Raw genomic sequence first — 18673 nt, 5'->3', positions numbered from 1 at the left:
GGCAACCGGCTCGCCTTCAAGTACGATGAATACGCCCGCCTGCTGGAAGAAACCGATCCACTGGGGCGCAAGATCCAGTACGAGTACCACCACCTGACTACGCTGGTGACCAAAGTCAGCTACCCGGATGGCAGCACCTGGCAGGCGCGCTACGACGACAAGGGCAACCTGCTCGCCGAAATCGATGCCCTCGGTCAGATGACCGAGTACCTGAACAGCGATGACGGCCTGCCGCACACCATCATCGATGCGACCTACAAGTCCAAGTACCTGTGGTGGAACACCCTGGCCCAGGTCGAGCGTTATCAGGACTGCTCGGGCAAGAGCACGTACTACCGCTATGACGAACGCCGGCTGACCAAAGAAATCACACTCGATGGCACGCTGGGCTACGAGTACGACCCACTCAGCAACCTGACCATGCTGAGCCTGCCGGATGGCCGCAAGGTCAATCACCTGTATTACGGTAGCGGGCACCTCCACCAGCTGAACCTCTATGGCCAGGTCAGCAGTGACAGGGAACGCGATGGCCTGCACCGCGAGGTTTGCTGGGGCCAGTTCTCCTCGATGCTTTCGGTTCCACAGTGTGAAACCAGATTCGATTGTGCTTCATCTCTCCTCGCGCTTATCTGTCAGCCAAGCACGACCTGCCTTACCCGTCGTGACCTCAAGGCGAACAACAAGAACGGGAAACCACCCGCGCGAGGAGACTCTACATGTCCCGACATCAGCACATCCTGGCCTGGCTGAACGATGTGGCCAGCGACCTGCACGCGATCCGTCACGATATCCACGCCCACCCGGAACTGGGTTTTGAAGAAAGCCGCACCTCGGCGCTGGTCGCCCGGCTGCTCGAGGCGTGGGGCTATGAAGTGCACACCGGCATCGGCAAGACCGGTGTGGTCGGTGTGCTGCGCAATGGCAGCAGTACACGCCGGCTGGGCTTGCGCGCCGACATGGACGCGCTGCCCATCCACGAAGCAACGGGCGCGGCCTACAGCAGCCAGCACCAAGGTTGCATGCACGCCTGCGGCCATGACGGGCACACCACCATGCTGCTGGGCGCTGCGCGCTACCTGGCGGCAACCCGGCAGTTCGACGGCACGCTGACGCTGATCTTCCAGCCGGCCGAGGAGGGCCAAGGCGGTGCCGAGGCGATGCTGGCCGACGGCCTGCTGGAACGCTTCCCCTGCGATGCGCTGTTCGGCATGCACAACATGCCCGGGCTGCCGGCCGGGCATCTTTGTTTTCGCGAGGGGCCGATGATGGCCTCGCAAGACCTGCTCACGGTGACCCTCGACGGGGTGGGCGGCCATGGCTCGATGCCGCACCTGACCGTAGACCCGCTGGTGGCAGCGGCCAGTGTGGTGATGGCGCTGCAAACCGTGGTGGCGCGCAACATCGATGCGCAGGAGGCTGCGGTGGTCACCGTCGGCGCCCTGCAGGCCGGCGAAGCGGCCAACGTGATTCCGCAACAGGCGCTGTTACGCCTTAGCCTGCGTGCGCTGAACGCCGAGGTGCGGGCGCAGACCCTGGAGCGGGTGCGGGCAATTATCGTCAGCCAGGCCGAAAGCTTTGGTTGCCGTGCCAGCATCGAGCACCGCCCGGCCTACCCGGTGCTGGTCAACCATGCCGCAGAAAACGCCTTCGCCACGCAGGTGGGGGTGGAGTTGCTCGGTGCCGAGGCGGTGGATGGCAACACCCGCAAGCTAATGGGCAGCGAGGACTTCGCCTGGATGCTGCAGCGCTGCCCGGGCGCCTACCTGTTCATCGGCAATGGTGTATCGCGGCCGATGGTGCATAACCCGGCCTACGACTTCAACGACGACATCCTGCTGACTGGTGCCGCCTACTGGGGCGCGCTGGCAGAGCGCTGGCTCGCGCCCGCCTGACCTTTCCTTTTTGACGACTGCCGCTGGAACCCGGGCGCGACCGCGCCTGGGCGATCACCCAATCATTGTGTGGAGTGTTCCCTATGCAGATTTCGAGCACCGGCGTGTCGCGAACCCGGCAAGTGGTCGCCGCCGTTATCGGCAACGCCCTGGAGTGGTACGACTTTATTGTTTACGGCTTTCTGGCCAGCATCATCGCCCGGCAGTTTTTCCCGTCCGACGACGAGTACGCTTCGCTGCTGATGGCCCTGGCGACCTTTGGCGTCGGCTTTTTCATGCGCCCGGTGGGTGGCGTGTTGCTGGGCATGTATTCCGATCGCAAGGGCCGCAAGGCGGCGATGCAGATGATCATCCGCCTGATGACTGTGTCGATCGCCATGATCGCGTTTGCCCCCGACTACCTGGCCATCGGCATGGCCGCGCCGCTGCTGATCGTGGTGGCGCGCATGCTGCAAGGGTTTGCCACCGGTGGCGAGTACGCCAGCGCCACGGCGTTTCTGGTGGAGAGCGCGCCTGCACACCGCAAGGGCCTGTATGGCTCGTGGCAATTGGTAGGGCAGTGCCTGGCGGTGTTTTCCGGGGCGGCGATGGTGGCACTGGTTACCCACCTGTGCTCGCCTGAGGCGCTGGACAGCTGGGGCTGGCGCATCCCGTTCGTGCTGGGCCTGCTGATCGGCCCGGTCGGGTTGTGGATACGCAAGCACATGGAAGAGCCCGAGGAGTTCGTCGAGGCGCGCCGCCAGGCCAAGGGCCAGTCGCCCACCCTGTGGCAGGTATTGCGTGAACATCGGCGCAGCCTGCTGGTGTCGATGGGGCTGGCCTGTGGCGCGACGGTGTCGTTCTACGTGGTGCTGGTGAACATGCCGACCTTCGCCCACAAGAGCCTCGGGCTGCCGCTGGACCAGGTGCTGCTGGTGCAGATGCTGGCCGTGGGGCTGATGACCGTGGTCATTCCTCTGGCAGGGGCTTTGTCTGACCGGGTGGGGCGGCGCCCGGTGCTGATGGCTTTCACCCTGGCCTTTTTCGTGATGGTGTACCCACTGTATGTGTGGGTGGCCGCTGCGCCTTCGCTGGAGCGCCTGCTGGTGATGCAACTACTGCTGTGCACGGCCATCGGCGGCTTCTTTGGCCCGGCCCCGACCGCCCTGGCCGAGCAGTTCCCGGTCGAGGTGCGCTCCACGGGTGTCTCGGTGGCCTATAACGTAGCGGTGATGGTGTTTGGCGGCTTTGCCCCGTTGATCGTCACCTGGCTTACCAAGGTGCTCGCTACCCCGGTGGCACCGTCGTTCTACGTGCTGTTCGCCTGCCTGCTGACGCTGCTGGGTACCTATTGCCTGAAAGAGGCACCCCGGGCGGGCAAGCCTGCCACTTTCAACCTTGGAGTAAAACCGTGAAGCCGTTAGCCATCGACCCCATCGTTGCCCTTGATGCCCAAGCTTTGTCCCAGGCCATCCATGCCCGGCAGGTATCGTGCCGGGAGGTGATGCAGGCTTATCTCGCGCACATCGAGCGCTGCAACCCACAGGTCAACGCACTGGTGTCGCTGCGCCCGGCCGAGGCGGTGTTGGCCGAGGCCGATGAGCGTGACCGTGAGCTGACGCGAGGCCATTCCCGCGGCTGGATGCACGGCATGCCACAGGCGATCAAGGACCTGGCTGCCACTGCCGGTTTGCGCACCACCCTGGGCTCGCCGTTGTTCGCCGAACAGGTACCCGAGCATGACGCCATCAGCGTGGCGCGGGTGCGGGCGAGCGGGGCGCTGATCGTTGGCAAAAGCAACGTGCCGGAGTTCGGCCTCGGTTCGCAAACCTATAACACCCTGTTCGGTACCACCACCAATGCCTACGACCCGCATCGGGTGGCCGGCGGCAGCAGTGGCGGGGCTGCAGCGGCGCTGGCCATGCGCCTGCTGCCGGTGGCCGACGGCAGCGACATGATGGGGTCGCTGCGCAACCCGGCGGCGTTCAACAATGTGTTCGGCCTGCGCCCGTCGCAGGGCCGTGTGCCCCATGGTCCGGCACCCGAACTGTTCGTGCAGCAGCTGGCTACCGAAGGGCCGATGGGGCGCAGTGTGGTGGATGTGGCGCGGCTGTTGTCGACCCAGGCAGGCGTTGATGCACGAGTGCCGCTGTCGCTGAGCGAGGGCCGACGCGATTTCGCCGCAGGGCTGCACCGCGATTTTCGGGGTGTGCGGGTTGGCTGGCTGGGTGACTACAACGGCTACCTGCCGATGGATGAGGGGGTGTTGGGCCTGTGTGAAGCAGCGTTGGCCGATTTCGCCGAACTGGGCTGCCGGGTCGAGGCTTGCCAACCGGCATTCGACCCAGCTCGCTTGTGGCAATGCTGGCTCACCCACCGCCACTTCCTGGTGCACGGCAACCTTGGCGCGGCCTATGCCGACCCAGCCAGGCGCGCCTTGCTCAAGCCCGAAGCACAGTGGGAGGTAGAGGGCGCCTTGCAGCTGAGCGCGGCCTCGCTGTACCAGGCCTCGCTGGACCGCAGCGACTGGTACCGCGCCTTGGCCAACCTGTTCGAACGTTACGACTACCTGCTGTTGCCGTCGGCCCAGGTGTTCCCTTTCGATGCAAAACTGGCGTGGCCAACGTCCGTCGGGGGCCGGGCGATGGACACCTACCATCGCTGGATGGAGGTGGTGATCGGGCCGACCCTGGCCGGCTTGCCGAGCATCAGTGTGCCGGTCGGCTTCAACAGCGACGGTTTGCCCATGGGCCTGCAAATCATAGGCCCGGCCCAGGCCGATCATGCGGTGTTGCAACTGGCATACGCCCATGAACAGCTGACCAGGTGGGTTGAGCGGCGCCCGCCACCGTGCCTGCAGGCCTGATGAAAGCATTGGGCAGGCGCGGTTCTTGCTGGCTATGCTGACCATCCAGCTACAGGGAGGTCATACCCATGGGCATTACGGCAGACAGTGGCGGCGTGCGTTCGGTGGAGCGGGCGCTGGCCATTGTCGACCTGCTGGGCGAGCACCAGGCGTTGGGCCTGGAAGAACTGCATTACCTTACCGGCCTGCCCAAGGCCACGGCCTCGCGCATGCTGGCCACCTTGCAGGAGCAGGGCTGGGTCTACCGTGGCCTCAGCGACCGGCGCTATCGCCTGTGCGCGCGGCGGTTGTTCGGTGACCGGCAGATGCGCTTCAAGCGGCGCCTGGTGGAAAGTGCTGCACCAATGCTGCTGGACCTGAGCGAGCGCACCGGGCTGGTGGTGGACCTGTCGTGTTTCGACGGCGAGCGGCTGGAGGTGATGGAAAGCGCCATCCCTCAGGTATTGCGCAAGCGGTACCCGCATACCTGCCAGATCGTCGGCCACCATGCCAGCCTGTTTCACTCGGCGATGGGGCGGGCCTGCCTGGGTGAGCTGGCGGTCGATGAAGTGCAACGCCTGGCGGCCCATGAGCGGCTGCGCGATGACGCGGTGCTGCGCAACATCGAAGAAGACGCGCACAAGGGCTTTGGCCAGCGGACCGAAGGGTACTGGGAGTACCCGGTGCGTTTGCCATTCCTGATCCGCGCCATTGCGCTGCCGGTGCATGCCGAAGGGCGCCTGGCCGGGAGCATTGCCTTGCACTGGCCGCTCGATCAGGCGCCGGTTGAGCGAGTAATGAATTTGCACCTGAGCAGCCTGGCGACCACGGTAGGCGAGGTGCAGCGGGCCTTGGCGGTCTAGTGCTGACCTGTGCCGGCCTCTTCGGAGCACAAGGCTGCTCCTATGTGAGCACGCGATACCTGTAGGAGCAGCCTTGTGCTGCGAAGAGGCCAGTGCAGGCCACAGCAAAAGCCGGCAGATGTTACTGGCCCTCGCGAAACCCGCTAGGGCTCACCCCCGCATGCTTGCGAAAGAACCGGCTGAAATACCCCACATCGGCAAACCCCAGCTCATGGGCGATCTCTTTCACACTCAGGCTCGAATGCCCAAGCATGCGCTTGGCCTCCAGCACCAGCCGGGCATTGATCACGTTCATGGGCGTCATGCCGAGGTGCTCCTGGCACAACCGCCCCAGGGTCGCCAGGGTCATGCCCAGCTCGGCGGCGTAGTCCGCCAGTGGCCAGTGCGCGCGGTAATACATGTCCACCAATTCACGGAAAGCGGTCAACTGCTGGCTGCGCCTTGACACTGGGCGCTGCCCACCGTGGGGCAGGTGCGGTTCATGGCGCAGCACCTGAATCAGCAACGTCAGCAACAGCGCCATGCTGCTGGCCACATGCTCACGGGCGCGGTTGTGGTACTCCTCGCGCAAGGCCATGCACAGCGGCAGCAACGGGTCTTCGTCGGCTGCCCACGACGGCAGGGCGATCACCTGTGGTTTGCGCACCTGCGCCAGCAGGTTGGGTGCGAGCACCTGGGTAATGCTTTCCAGCGGGTGCTGGGCGGCGGTGATCACCAGGCCCTCGACCTGGCCGGCCCAATGGAAACCATGCACCACTTGCGCCGGTACATAGACCACGCAGGGTGCCTGTACCTGAAGCCGGTCACTGTCGAACAGCACTTCACCGCCGCCGCTCTGCAGGTACAGCAGCTGCAGCAAGCCTTCATGACGGTGCGCGGCTATTTCCCAGTTGTGTGCGCCAGACCGCTGGGAGATCTGCTCCACATGCAGGGCTTCGTGCCACACCGGTTGTGCGGTTTCACCGTACAGGGCGTAGTTGGGGATCTTGTTCATGTTGTTGTGATTGTTCTGTTCGGTACCTGGCTACTGTGCCACAGCTGCCTGCAGGCTTCAGGCGGCAGGGCGAAAATTGTCGGGAATGTGGGGCTGGTTGCAGGTTTTGTCCATTCTGCCGGTGTGCCTGCCGGCCCTAGGCTGTGGCCCAGATGAAGCGACACTCTGGAGAGCAGCATGCACAACAACAAGATCCCCTCTCAATGGCTGGGCCTGGACTCGGCCGTCTGTGTGGTAACCGGTGCCGCCGGTGGTATTGGCGCGGCGCTGGCCGGCGCCCTGGTCGGGCAGAACGCCCATGTGGTCCTGCTGGACCGTGACCTGGACAAATGCCGTGAACTGGCTGCCACCTTGGGTGAACACAGCGTCGGTGAGGTCAGCGCCCTGGGCTGCGACATAGCCGATCCGGCCAGCGTGGAGCAGGCCGCCGCCCAGGTTCAGGCGCTGCATGGGCGCTGCGATGTACTGGTCAACAATGCCAGCGTGCTGCGCCCCGGTGCGCTGGACGGGCTGGGCCTGGAGCAATGGAACCAGGTGCTGGCGGTCAACCTCACGGGCTACCTGTTGTGTGCGCAGGCCTTCGGCCGTTCGATGCTGGCCCGTGGCCAGGGCCGTATCGTGCACGTGGCCTCGATCGCCGCCCATTACCCGCAACCCAACAGCGGTGCCTACAGTGCGGCCAAGGCCGGGGTCAGCATGTTGTCGCGGCAGATTGCCGTGGAATGGGGGCCGCGCGGTGTACGCAGCAACGCAGTCTGCCCGGGGTTGATCCGCACACCCTTGTCCGCAGCGTTTTATGCCGACCCGCAGATCGAACGCCAGCGCTGCGCCATGACGGCCAACCAGCGCATTGGTGAGCCGCAGGATATCGCCGAAGCCGTGCTGTTCCTGGCCAGCCAGCGCGCCGACTACATCAACGGTGCAGAGCTGACCGTGGATGGCGGCCTCGAAAGCATGCCCATGGCGCTGATCCCGCGCCCAGGCTTTGAGGGGGCACGCGCATGACCACACGTAACTGCGATGTGCTGGTTGTCGGGGCGGGTGCTGGTGGCCTGGCGACCGCCATTACTGCAAAGAAGCATGGCCTTGACGTGATCGTCATCGAAAAAGACGACTGTTTTGGCGGTACCACGGCGTTTTCCGGCGGTGTGTTGTGGGTGCCCGGTAACAGGCACAGCGCCAACGACAGCACCGAAGCGGCCATGACTTACCTGCGCAACGAAACCGATGCCTGCTTTGACGCGGCCGGGGTCGAGGCGTTCTTGCGCTACGGGCCGCAGATGGTGGACTTTTTCGAGCGGGAAACCGCCGTGAAGTTCGTGCCCACGCTGTACCCCGACTATCACCCACAAGTCGAAGGGGGCGTGGATGTGGGCCGCTCGATACTGGCCGCACCTTACGACATCCGCGGCTTGGGGCCGGACATGGCACGCCTGCGCCCGCCGCTGAAAACCATCACCTTCATCGGCATGATGTTCAATTCGTCGAATGCCGACCTCAAGCACTTCTTCAACGTTACCCGTTCGTTGACTTCGTTCGTGTATGTGGCCAGGCGCCTGCTCACCCACCTGAAGGAGCTTGCCCTGTATCGCCGCGGTACCCAGGTTACCAGCGGCAATGCCTTGGCGGCGCGCCTGGTGCGCTCGGCATTGGACCTGGGCATCCCGATCCTCACCGGCACCCCGGCGCGGCAGTTGCTGCGCGACGGTGGGCGGGTGGTGGGGGCACTGGCCGGGCAAGGCGACAGCGAACTGCGCATCCAGGCACGGCGCGGGGTGGTGCTGGCCTGTGGTGGGTTCTCCCATGACCTGCAACGGTTGCGCCAGGCCTACCCACATGTGCGCCGTGGTGGTGAGCATTTTTCACCGGTGCCAGCGGGTAATACCGGCGATGGCGCTCGCATGGCCGAGGCGTTGGGGGCAAAGGTTGATATCCGCCTGCAAGCGCCAGCCGCCTGGATGCCCGTGTCGAAGGTGCCGGTGGCGGGCGGGCGTTACATCGCCTTTCCGCATCTGCTCGACCGCTACAAACCGGGTGTGATCGGGGTGCTGCGTTCGGGCCAGCGTTTCACCAACGAGTCCAACTCCTACCACGACGTGGGCGCAGCACTGATCGAAGCCTGTGCCGGCCAGGCAGAAACAGCCATGTGGCTGGTGTGCGACCGCCGCACCCTGGCCAAGTACGGCCTGGGTTTCGCCAAGCCTGCCCCCATGCCGACGGGGCCCCTGTTGCGTAACGGCTACCTGCTCAAGGGCAATACCCTGGCTGAGCTGGCAGGCAAGGCCGGTATCGATGCGCAAGGGCTGGAACGGACCGTGCGCGATTACAACCTTGGCGCAGTGCAGGGTGAAGACCGCCAGCACGGCCGCGGCAGTACCAGCTTCAACCGCTACCTGGCAGACCCACAGCAACAGCCCAACCCCTGCGTGGCGCCAGTGGGTGAGGGGCCGTACTTTGCCGTGAAGGTCATCATGGGTGATCTGGGCACCTTCGACGGGCTGCGCACCAGCGTGGTCGGTGAAGTGCTGGCCGCCGACGGGCAGGCCATCGAAGGGTTGTATGCGGTGGGTAACGACCGTGCCAGCATCATGGGCGGCAACTACCCCGGTGCCGGCATTACCCTCGGGCCGATCATGACCTTTGGCTACATCACCGGGCGCCACCTGGCTGGTGTGGAGCAGGGGCTGGTGGCGGCGGGCAATGCGCGGGAGGTGGCGTGATGGACAAGGCAGTGGTCGACCACCGCATCTATACCATCCGGCCGCGCTGCATGGCGGCGTTTCTCGAAGCCTTCGACCAGTTGGCGATGCCGATCCTGCTGCGCCACCTCGGCGCACCACTGGCGTTCTACACCAGTAGCATCGGGCCGCTGAACCAGGTGGTGCACCTGTGGGGTTATGACAGCCTGGATGACTTTGAAAAGCGCAGCGCGGCGCGGGATGCCGACCCGGATTTTGCTGCTTATCTGCATGCCACCCGTGACCTCGTGGTGTCGCAGGAAACACGGATCATAAGGCCTGTGTATCTGCGCAGCCTCGACAGGCAGTGATGTTGCCTGTGCTGGCCCAATCGCCGGCAAGCCGGCTCCCACAGGTGGAGTGCTGTTCTCAGGGGCCATGATCCCCCTGTGGGAGCTGGCTTGCCGGCGATTGGGCCGCAACGCGGCCCCGAAACACCGTCATAAAAACAACAACAGGTGATACCCATGAACAACACACTCGACGTGCGCCAACTGATCGACCAGCAACCCATCGGCCGCTACCAGAAATGGGTAGTGTTCCTCGGCTTCCTGATCATCGCCCTGGACGGCCTGGACGTGGCCATCATCGGCTTCATTGCCCCACAGCTGAAAAGCGACTGGGGCCTGGATGCGCAAAGCCTGGGCCCGGTATTGAGCGCTGCGCTGATCGGCCTGGCCCTTGGCGCGCTGATTGCCGGCCCCCTGGCTGACCGCTACGGGCGCAAGGCGGTATTGCTGTGCAGCGTGCTGCTGTTCGGCATCTGGACCCTGGCCTCGGCCTTTTCCCCAAACCTGGAAACCCTGGTTGCGCTGCGTTTTCTTACCGGCCTGGGCCTGGGTGCTGCCATGCCCAATGCCAGCACCCTGGTCAGCGAATACGCCCCGGCGCGCAGCCGCTCGCTGCTGATCACCCTGGCGTTCTGCGGGTTCTCCCTGGGGGCAGCGATGGGTGGTTTCGTCAGCGCCTGGATGATACCCAACCTGGGTTGGCGCAGTGTGCTGGTGCTGGGCGGGGTGTTGCCGCTGCTGGTCCTGCCGTTGCTGTATTGGCGGCTGCCAGAGTCGGTCACCTTCCTGGTCAGCAAAGGCGCAGACCGCCAGCGCATTCTGGCCATTGTCCGCCGCCTGGCCCCTGAACATGTCAATGCCAACAGTACCTTCGTCATGCCCGCCAAACCCCAGGGCACTGGCGGCGCGATTGGCACCATCCTCTCGCCGCGCTACCGCTTTGGTACCTGCATGCTCTGGGCTGGCTATGTGCTGGCGCTGTTCCTGGTGTACCTGTTCAGCGGCTGGCTGCCGACGCTGGTGAAGGAGGGCGGGGGTTTTTCGGTGTCTGAAGCCGCCATTGTCACGGCCTGTTTCCAGATCGGCGGCCCGGTAGGGGCGATTTCAGTGGGCTGGGCCATGGACCGCTGTAACCCGCAGCGCGTACTGATGCTGACCTTTCTGTTCAGCGGCGCGGTTATCTTCACGATTGGCCAGGTGGCGGGGGATTTCGCCTGGCTGTGCGCCATTGCCTGCGCCGTGGGCTTTGGGCTGAATGGCGCGAGCGTTGGCATGAATGCACTGGCGGCGGCCTTTTACCCGACGCAAGCGCGGGCGACCGGGGCCAGCTGGATGAGCGGCATCGGGCGCATTGGCGCCGTGCTCAGCGCCTTTGCCGGGGCCCAGATGCTGGCGCTGGGCTGGAGTTTTGAACAAGTGTTTGCTTCGCTGCTGTTGCCTGCTGCGCTGGCGGCATTGGCAGTATGGCTGCAGGGGCGAAATGCTGCGCTACGGTTTAGCGCTCAAGGCTGTACATCCGGCACTCCGCCAGCAACGCCAGCAGGTTCGGCTCCCGCTCCCTAGCCTTCAGAAACACTACGCCAATGTGCTGCTGCAAGCGGTATTGCGGCTTCAAGGCAATCAGCCGGACGCGGTTTTCGTACACAGCCGCGATACGCCCGGGCAGCAGGGCAAAGCCCACACCCGAGCTGACCATGCTCAGCAGGGTGAAGATGTCATTCACCTGCATGGCCACCTTGGGCTCGAAGCCGGCCTGCTGGAACACCCGTGCGCCATCGCGGTGGGTGGCGAAGCCCTGGGTCAGGGTGATGAAGGTGGAGTCGGCGAGGTCGGCCAGGTCTACCTCGGCCTGTCCGGCGAAGGGCGAGTCGGTGGGGACAGCTAGGAAGATGTCGTCGGAGAACAGCGGCAGCTGCTCGCAGGCCGGGTCGCTGACGCTTTCGTCGAGTGACACCAGGACAGCTTCCAGCTCATGGTTTTTCAGGCGCTGCAGCAAGTCGACGTTGGAGCCCAGGGTAAGGTCGATGTTCAGCTCGCTGCGGCGCAGTTTCAGGCCCATGACCAGTTTGGGCACGGTTTTTACCGTCAGGGAGTAGAGCGCACCCAGGCGGAAGCGCTCGGCGTAGAACCCCGCGGCTTCGCGGGTTTGGCGCACCATCTGCTCGGCGTCCTGGATCAGCTGCCGGGCTTTCTTTTCCAGCACGTAGGCGCTTTCCAGCGGGATCAGCTGGCGGCCTTCGTGCTTGAACAACGGGCAGCGCAGGGCGCTCTCAAGCGAGTGGATGGCGCGGTGCACGCTGACGGCACTGGTAGACAACTCGACCGCCGCGCGGCCGAGGTTGCCGGTGCGCATGAAGGCAAGAAAGGTTTCCAGCTTTTTGAGGGTCAGTTCTTCGTCGATCAGCATGGGGGCCTGGGTGGGTATGGCTATAGAGTTATGGTGTGTTTGAGATCGAGCGCCGCCCGCGCGGCGCTCGGTCTCAAACACACCCCACACCTTAAGCCATACGCTCGATCAATGCCCACAACGCCGGGTCATTGAAGTCGTTCACAACCAGCTTGGCACCCGCCTCCAGCAACCGCTGCGGCGTCTGCGTCGTGGCCACGCCCACGGTAAATATCCCCGCGCCACTGGCGGCCGCAACCCCCGGCAATGAATCCTCGAAGGCCAGCGCCTGCCTGGCCTCGGCGCCCAGCCGCTGCAGGCCGGTGAGGTAGGGCAGGGGGTCTGGCTTGGGCCGCGCCAGTTCCTCGGCCACCAGCACATGCTCGAACTGCTGGCCAAGGCCCATGGCGTTCAGCATGTGTTCGGCGTTCAGCCGCGGTGCGTTGGTCACCACGCACATGCCGATGTCATGGGCCTTGGCATGCTCCAGCAGGCGCAACAGGCCTGGCATCGGGTCAAGAGACGGTGACAGGTCGCGAAACAGCGCCTCCTTGCGGTCGGCCAGCGCCCGGCACTGTTCGACGCTCGCACCGCTAAACAGCTCGGCGAACAGCTCGCCGTTGGCGCGGCCGCTGACCTGGGCATCGAACTGGGCCTGGCTCAGTTCACGGCCGTCCTGTTCACGCAGCAGTTGCCGGAAGGCCTGCAGGTGCAGGGTGTCGGTGTCGGTGAGGGTTCCGTCGAGGTCGAACAGCAGGGCGGTCAGCATGGGGTATCCAGATCAAGAAAACACAAGCCAGGGGATCATAACCAAAGCTGACGACGAAGGGGGCTGTTCAGCGTGCTCCGAAAAGAGTACAAATGTGCTCCATGGACAATCTTACCCCCAAACGCCGCGCGATTTTCGAATTCATCCGCGAGCGCATTGCCGATCAAGGGCAGCCACCGAGCCTGGCCGATATCGCCACGCGCTTCGGTTTTGCTTCGCGCAGCGTTGCGCGCAAGCACATCACCGCCTTGTGCCAGGCCGGTTATATAGATGTCACGCCGAACCAGGCGCGGGGCATTCGCCTGGCCGAACCGCTGCGTCGGCCAGAAATCCTCGAAGTGCCGGTGCTGGGCCAGGTGGCGGCGGGCGCCCCCATCGGCCCGGACCTCGATATCCACGAACAGTTGCTGATCGACCCCAGCCTGTTCCGCCGCACCCCTGACTACCTGCTTAAAGTGCGTGGCGATTCGATGGTCGACGACGGCATCTTCGACGGTGACCTGGTCGGCATCCTGCAACAGGCCGACGCCCGCGATGGCCAGATCGTGGTTGCGCGCCTGGACGGCGAAGTGACCATCAAGCGCCTGCAACGCCAGGGCAGCGCTTACCGGCTGTTGCCACGCAACCCGGCCTATGCACCCATCGATGTGCAGCCTGAACAGGATTTTTTCATCGAAGGCGTGTTCTGCGGCCTGCTGAGGCGTGACTGATGGGCGCAGTGGTCGACCTCGACAGGCTGCTCGATCAGCGCCGTGTCTGGCGCGGGCGGCAGGCCCAGGCACGGCCACTCGGCTTGCAGCCGACCGGCCATGCGGCCCTTGACGAGCGCCTGCCTGAAGGCGGCTGGCCGGCGGCGGCACTCAGCGAGTTGCTACTGGCCAGCCCCGGCTGCGGCGAACTGCAACTGCTGTGGCCCACGCTGGCGCGGCTGAGTACTGAAGGCAGCCGGGTAGTACTGGTGGCACCGCCGTTCATCCCTTACGCACCGGCCTGGCAGGCAGCCGGGGTAGACCTGCGCTGGCTGGTGCAGGTGGATGCCGCCCCTGCCGATGCCTTGTGGGCGGCCGAGCAGTGCCTGCGCTCGGGCAGTTGCGCGGCGGTGCTGTGCTGGCCTGAACGTGCCGATGACCGGGCCCTGCGGCGTTTGCAGGTGGCCGCAGAAACCGGACAGGCGCTGGCATTCGCCTGCCGGCCGCACCAGGCAGCACACAACCCTTCGCCAGCAGCGCTGCGGGTTGCCGTCGACACCCGACCGGCGCAGTGGCGTGTGCTTAAAAGCCGGGGCGGCATGCCACCTGCGCTGCCCATCGCCTGCCCGGGGCGGGGCTGATGCACCATGCTCTGGGCCTGCATCCTGCTCCCGCAGCTGGCGCTGGACACGGTCCTGCGTGAGCGTGACGACCCCGATACTCCCTTGGTGCTGCTTGGCGGGCCTACCCAGCGCCGGGTATTGCAAGCGGTCAGCCCGGCAGCGGCCGCACTTGGGTTGAGGGCAGGGCAGACCCTGACGGCGGCACGTGCCCTGGCGGAGGGTTTCGCCTGCGTTGAAGCCGACCCCAGGCGTATCGAGCAGGTGCAGCAATTGCTGGCGGCCTGGGCCTATCGCTTCAGTGCCCAGGTCAGCCTGCATTACCCGCGGGCGTTGCTTCTGGAAGTAGGCTCCAGCCTGCAACTGTTCGGCCCTTGGCCCTTGTTCGAGGCACGTCTGCGCCAGGAACTGGCAGATTTGGGCCTGCGCCAACGCATCGTCCTGGCCAGCAACCCGGTAGCGGCGCGCATGCTTGCCAATGCTCATGATGGCTTGGCCGTGGGCGATGCCGACGCCACCCGTGCGGCGCTGCTAGGCATGCCCATCACACGTATCGGCTTGCCGGCAGACGCCGCCGAAGCCTTTGCCCGCATGGGCCTGCGCCAGCTGGGCCAGGTACTGTCCTTGCCGCGCGATACATTGGCCAAGCGCTTTGCGCCCCAGGTGCAGTTGCACCTCGACCAGCTGCTTGGCCTGCGCAATCTGGGGCTGGCCTTCTACCAGCCACCGGACCGTTTCGAAACCCGGCTGGAGCTGAACTTCGATGTCGAGTCGCACCAGGCGCTGTTGTTCCCGCTGCGGCGCATGCTCAACGACCTTGCCGCATTCCTCGCCGGGCGCGACTGTGGCGTGCAGCGCTTTTGCCTGCACCTGGAACATGCCGAAGGCCCGGACACCCTGCTCACGGTCGGCCTGCTGGCTGCCGAACGCGATGCCGCCATGCTGTTCGAACTGACCCGTGGGCGCCTGGAGCCGCTGCGCATTCCCGCACCCGTGCGCAACGTGCGGCTGGTTGCCGAGGACCTGCCAACCTTCGTGCCCCAGCACCAGGCGTTGTTCGACCCTCGTGCGCAGCAGGCGCAACCCTGGGAACAATTGCGCGAGCGGCTGCGCGCTCGCCTGGGGGATGAGGCCGTGAAGGGGCTGAGCGCGGCAGCTGATCACCGCCCCGAATGTGCCTGGCAGCTGACCGAGCAAGGCGCCCAAGGCAGCATGCCGGTTGCCCCGGGCACTCGCCCCGGCTGGCTGCTGCCAGCCCCGATGGCGCTGGACACCGCCAGCTACCAGGTACACGGCCAGGCCGAACGCATCGAGTCGGGCTGGTGGGATGGCGGCGACGTGCGCCGCGACTACTACCGCATCGAAACCCGTGATGGCCTGCGCGGCTGGGCCTACCGCGACCTGGGTCAGGCCGGCCCGCTGTGGCTGCAGGGGTGGTTCGCATGAGCAAGCAGGGTTATGCCGAGCTGCATTGCCTGTCCAACTTCAGCTTCCAGCGCGGGGCGTCGAGCGCTGACGAGCTGTTCCGGCGCGCGGGTGAACAGGGCTACCAGGCCCTGGCGATCACTGACGAATGCACCCTGGCTGGCATCGTTCGTGCCTGGCAGGCTGCCAAGGCGCATCAGCTGCGGCTGATCGTGGGCAGCGAGGTGCTTTTACAGGGCGGCCCCAAGCTGGTGCTGCTGGTAGAGAACCTGGCCGGTTACCAGAGTTTGTGCGCGCTGATCACGCGGGCCCGCCGGCGGGCGCAAAAGGGCGACTACCAGTTGTTTCGCGACGACCTGCAACAACACCATCAAGGCCTGCTGGCGCTATGGGTGGCCGATGACTGCGCCGACACTGCCACGGGTGAGTGGTTACGCAGTGTGTTCGGCGAACGCCTGTGGCTGGCCGTGCACCTGCACCGGGGCAGTGACGATGCCCTGCGCCTGCAAGGCTTGCGAGGCCTGGCGGCTGAAGTAGGTATCCGCGCCGTGGCCTGTGGCGATGTGCACATGCATGTGCGCGGTCGCCGTGCCTTGCAGGACTGCATGACCGCCATCCGCCAGCATTGCCGGGTGGATGAAGCCGGGCGCTTTTTGTTTGCCAATGGCGAGCGGCACCTGCGCAGCCAGGCACAGTTGGGCGAACTCTATCCTGCCGACCTGCTGGCCGAGACCCTGGCCATTGCCGAGCGCTGCCAATTTGACCTGAGCGAGTTGAAATACCAGTACCCGCGCGAACTGGTGCCCCAGGGCCATACCCCGGCAAGCTGGTTGCGTGAACTGTGCGAGCAAGGCTTGCCGCTACGCTGGCCAGGCGGGCCGAGTGACAAGGTGCGTGATGTGCTGGCCACGGAGTTGGCACTGATCGAGGAACTTGGTTACGAAAGTTACTTCCTGACCGTGCACGACATCGTCGCCTTCGCCCGCAGCCAAGGCATCTTGTGTCAGGGCCGCGGTTCGGCCGCCAACTCGGTGGTGTGTTTCGTGCTGGGCATTACCGAGCTCGACCCCATGCAGCATCGCCTGCTGTTCGAGCGCTTCCTTTCGCGTGAGCGCAACGAGCCGCCTGATATCGACGTGGACTTCGAGCACGACCGGCGCGAAGAAGTGATCCAGTATGTGTTTCGCCGTTATGGCCGACACCGTGCGGCGCTGACGGCGGTGGTCAACACCTACCATGCCGCGGGTGCGGTGCGCGATGTAGCGCGGGTATTGGGTTTGCCGGCAGACCAGGTGGATGCCCTGGCCAAGTGCTGTGGTCGCTGGAGCGACCGCATCCCCGATGACCAGCGCCTGGCGGAGGCCGGCTTTGAGGCCGGCAGCCCTTCACTGCGGCGGGTGCTGGTGCTGGCTGGCGAGCTGATCGGCTTCCCCCGGCACCTGTCGCAGCACCCGGGCGGCTTTGTCATCTCCCAGCAGCCACTCGACCAGCTGGTGCCGGTGGAAAATGCCGCGATGGCGGAGCGTACGGTGATCCAGTGGGACAAGGACGACCTGGACATGGTCGGCCTGCTCAAGGTCGACGTGCTGGCGCTGGGCATGCTCAGTGCCTTGCGCCGCTGCTTCGACCTGCTCCAACGCCATCGCGGCCAGCAACTGACCCTGGCCACCATCCCCGGCGAAGACCCGGCCACCTACGCAATGATCAGCCGCGCCGAGACCATGGGGGTATTCCAGATCGAGTCGCGGGCGCAGATGGCCATGCTGCCCCGGCTGCGGCCCAACACGTTCTATGACCTGGTCATCGAGGTGGCGATTGTCCGCCCCGGGCCGATCCAGGGCGACATGGTGCACCCGTACCTGCGCCGGCGCCTGAAGCAGGAGCCCGTCACCTACCCATCGCCGCAGCTCAAGGAAGTCTTCGAGCGTACCTTGGGCGTGCCGCTGTTCCAGGAGCAGGTGATGGAGCTGGCCATGGTTGCTGCCGATTACACGCCGGGCGAGGCCGACCAGCTACGTCGCAACATGGCGGCCTGGAAGCGCCACGGTGGCCTGGAACCGCACCGTGAGCGGCTGGTGCAAGGCATGCTGCGCAATGGTTACGACCTGGCGTTTGCCGAGCGCATCTTCGAGCAGATCAAGGGTTTTGGCAGCTATGGCTTCCCGGAATCGCACGCGGCCAGCTTTGCCTTGCTGTGTTATGCCAGCAGCTGGCTGAAGTGCCATGAACCGGCAATCTTTACCTGCGCGCTGGTCAACAGCTGGCCCATGGGCTTCTACAGCCCTGACCAGTTGTTGCAAGAGGCCCGGCGCCAGGGTATCGAGGTGCGACCGGTTGATGTCTGCCACAGCGAGTGGGACTGCACCCTCGAGCCTGATGCTGAAGGCACATTGGCTATTCGCATGGGCTTGCGCCTGGTGCGCGGTTTGGCCGAGGCCGATGCCAGGCGTCTGGAGCAGGCGAGGGGGCAACGGCCATGGCGCGATGTCGAAGACCTGTGCCTGCGTGCAGGGCTCGATTCAAGGGCCCGGGCCCGCCTGGCCGATGGCGGGGCGCTGCGTGCCCTGGCCAGTGACCGGCACCAGGCACGCTGGCAGGTGGCGGCGGTTCAGCCGCAGCTGCCCCTGTTTGCCGAGGTGCAACCGGTGCCTGAAGCGCCAGTGGACTTGCCTGTGCCAACCGTAGGTGAAGACCTGATGGCCGATTACCAGGCCCTGGGTACCACGCTGGGGCCGCATCCGCTGGCACTGTTGCGCTCACGCCTGAGGGCGCTGGGGTGTCGCAGTTCGAGTGAGCTGCAAGGTGTCGAGCATGGCGACAGCATTGCCGTGGCCGGCCTGGTAGTAGGCCGCCAACGACCCCAGACCGCCAGCGGAGTGACCTTTGTCACCCTGGAAGATGAGCACGGGATGGTCAACGTGGTGGTGTGGCGGGACATTGCCGAACGGCAGCGGCGGGCGTTGGTGGGGTCGCAGCTGCTCAAGGTCAGTGGGCGGCTGGAGCAGGAGAACGGCGTGCGGCACCTGATTGCACGGCGGCTGGAAGATGTGAGCCCGTTGCTGCAAGGGCTGGATGTGCGCAGCCGGGATTTCCACTGAGTTATGCATCAACACTGCCCCCCGTAGGAGCGGCCTTGCGCCGCGAAAGGGCCGCACAGCGGCCCCAGGATTTCAGCTTCGCCGC

General features: G+C 65.2%; 15 protein-coding genes and 1 pseudogene. 13 read left to right on the top strand and 3 right to left on the bottom strand.

Annotated elements, in window-relative coordinates; translation table 11 throughout:
• The 5 genes and pseudogenes from E8E78_RS13060 to E8E78_RS13040 form a co-directional block, all read left to right on the top strand.
• Positions 1-750 (top strand): annotated as a pseudogene (locus E8E78_RS13060) (hypothetical protein); the annotation flags it as partial.
• A complete protein-coding gene (locus tag E8E78_RS13055; protein WP_280315074.1) occupies positions 717-1892 on the top strand; it encodes a M20 aminoacylase family protein in 1176 nt (391 codons plus the stop codon). The pseudogene E8E78_RS13060 and the gene E8E78_RS13055, both read left to right, overlap by 34 nt.
• A gap of 83 nt (positions 1893-1975) precedes the next feature.
• The gene (locus tag E8E78_RS13050; protein WP_280315076.1) at positions 1976-3286 is read left to right on the top strand and encodes a citrate-proton symporter; all 1311 of its coding nucleotides are present in this window, start codon (positions 1976-1978) and stop codon (positions 3284-3286) included.
• A complete protein-coding gene (locus E8E78_RS13045; protein WP_280315077.1) occupies positions 3283-4737 on the top strand; it encodes an amidase in 1455 nt (484 codons plus the stop codon). Before E8E78_RS13050 ends, E8E78_RS13045 begins: the two co-directional genes overlap by 4 nt.
• Before the next feature lie 68 nt (positions 4738-4805).
• Positions 4806-5579, top strand: a complete 774-nt coding sequence (locus E8E78_RS13040) for an IclR family transcriptional regulator (RefSeq protein ID WP_061202811.1) — start codon at positions 4806-4808, stop codon at positions 5577-5579.
• A gap of 121 nt (positions 5580-5700) precedes the next feature.
• On the opposite strand, the gene E8E78_RS13035 is transcribed toward E8E78_RS13040, so the two are convergent.
• On the bottom strand, positions 5701-6573 hold the full coding sequence (locus E8E78_RS13035) for a helix-turn-helix domain-containing protein (RefSeq protein WP_280315079.1): 873 nt from the start codon (positions 6571-6573) through the stop codon (positions 5701-5703).
• Between the two features lie 177 nt (positions 6574-6750).
• Between E8E78_RS13035 and E8E78_RS13030 the strand changes: the two genes are divergently transcribed.
• The 4 genes from E8E78_RS13030 (at position 6751) to E8E78_RS13015 (ending at position 11164) form a co-directional block, all read left to right on the top strand.
• Complete coding sequence (locus E8E78_RS13030) at positions 6751-7578, top strand: SDR family oxidoreductase (RefSeq protein WP_049276779.1); 828 nt, start codon at positions 6751-6753, stop codon at positions 7576-7578.
• Complete coding sequence (locus E8E78_RS13025; RefSeq protein ID WP_280315082.1) at positions 7575-9293, top strand: FAD-dependent oxidoreductase; 1719 nt, start codon at positions 7575-7577, stop codon at positions 9291-9293. Before E8E78_RS13030 ends, E8E78_RS13025 begins: the two co-directional genes overlap by 4 nt.
• A complete protein-coding gene (locus E8E78_RS13020) occupies positions 9293-9622 on the top strand; it encodes an NIPSNAP family protein (RefSeq protein ID WP_049276777.1) in 330 nt (109 codons plus the stop codon). The genes E8E78_RS13025 and E8E78_RS13020 overlap by 1 nt, the downstream gene beginning before the upstream one ends.
• Positions 9623-9778: 156 nt before the next feature.
• Entirely contained in the window at positions 9779-11164 is a 1386-nt protein-coding gene (locus tag E8E78_RS13015; protein ID WP_084966844.1) for an aromatic acid/H+ symport family MFS transporter, read from the top strand.
• Here the strand turns inward: E8E78_RS13015 and E8E78_RS13010 are convergent.
• Both E8E78_RS13010 and E8E78_RS13005 read right to left on the bottom strand, forming a co-directional pair.
• On the bottom strand, positions 11097-12008 hold the full coding sequence (locus E8E78_RS13010) for a LysR substrate-binding domain-containing protein (protein ID WP_063424157.1): 912 nt from the start codon (positions 12006-12008) through the stop codon (positions 11097-11099). The genes E8E78_RS13015 and E8E78_RS13010 overlap by 68 nt on opposite strands.
• A 91-nt stretch (positions 12009-12099) precedes the next feature.
• On the bottom strand, positions 12100-12756 hold the full coding sequence (locus E8E78_RS13005; RefSeq protein WP_049276774.1) for an HAD family phosphatase: 657 nt from the start codon (positions 12754-12756) through the stop codon (positions 12100-12102).
• Between the two features lie 92 nt (positions 12757-12848).
• On the opposite strand from E8E78_RS13005, the gene lexA reads away from it, so the two are divergent.
• The 4 genes from lexA to E8E78_RS12985 are packed head-to-tail and all read left to right on the top strand — an operon-like array spanning position 12849 to position 18588.
• Positions 12849-13466, top strand: a complete 618-nt coding sequence (gene lexA / locus E8E78_RS13000) for a transcriptional repressor LexA (RefSeq protein WP_049276773.1) — start codon at positions 12849-12851, stop codon at positions 13464-13466.
• A complete protein-coding gene (gene imuA / locus E8E78_RS12995; protein WP_049276772.1) occupies positions 13466-14086 on the top strand; it encodes a translesion DNA synthesis-associated protein ImuA in 621 nt (206 codons plus the stop codon). The genes lexA and imuA overlap by 1 nt, the downstream gene beginning before the upstream one ends.
• Positions 14087-14092: 6 nt before the next feature.
• Positions 14093-15511: a DNA polymerase Y family protein gene (locus E8E78_RS12990; protein ID WP_049276771.1), complete on the top strand. Its 1419-nt coding sequence runs from the start codon at positions 14093-14095 to the stop codon at positions 15509-15511.
• The gene (locus E8E78_RS12985; protein WP_280315089.1) at positions 15508-18588 is read left to right on the top strand and encodes an error-prone DNA polymerase; all 3081 of its coding nucleotides are present in this window, start codon (positions 15508-15510) and stop codon (positions 18586-18588) included. Before E8E78_RS12990 ends, E8E78_RS12985 begins: the two co-directional genes overlap by 4 nt.
• Positions 18589-18673: the final 85 nt, after the last annotated feature.

Source organism: Pseudomonas sp. BN505 (genome assembly GCF_029873175.1).
Lineage (GTDB): Bacteria > Pseudomonadota > Gammaproteobacteria > Pseudomonadales > Pseudomonadaceae > Aquipseudomonas > Aquipseudomonas putida.
Note: the sequence above shows the minus strand (reverse complement) of the source record. Positions and strands in the feature narration are given on the sequence as shown.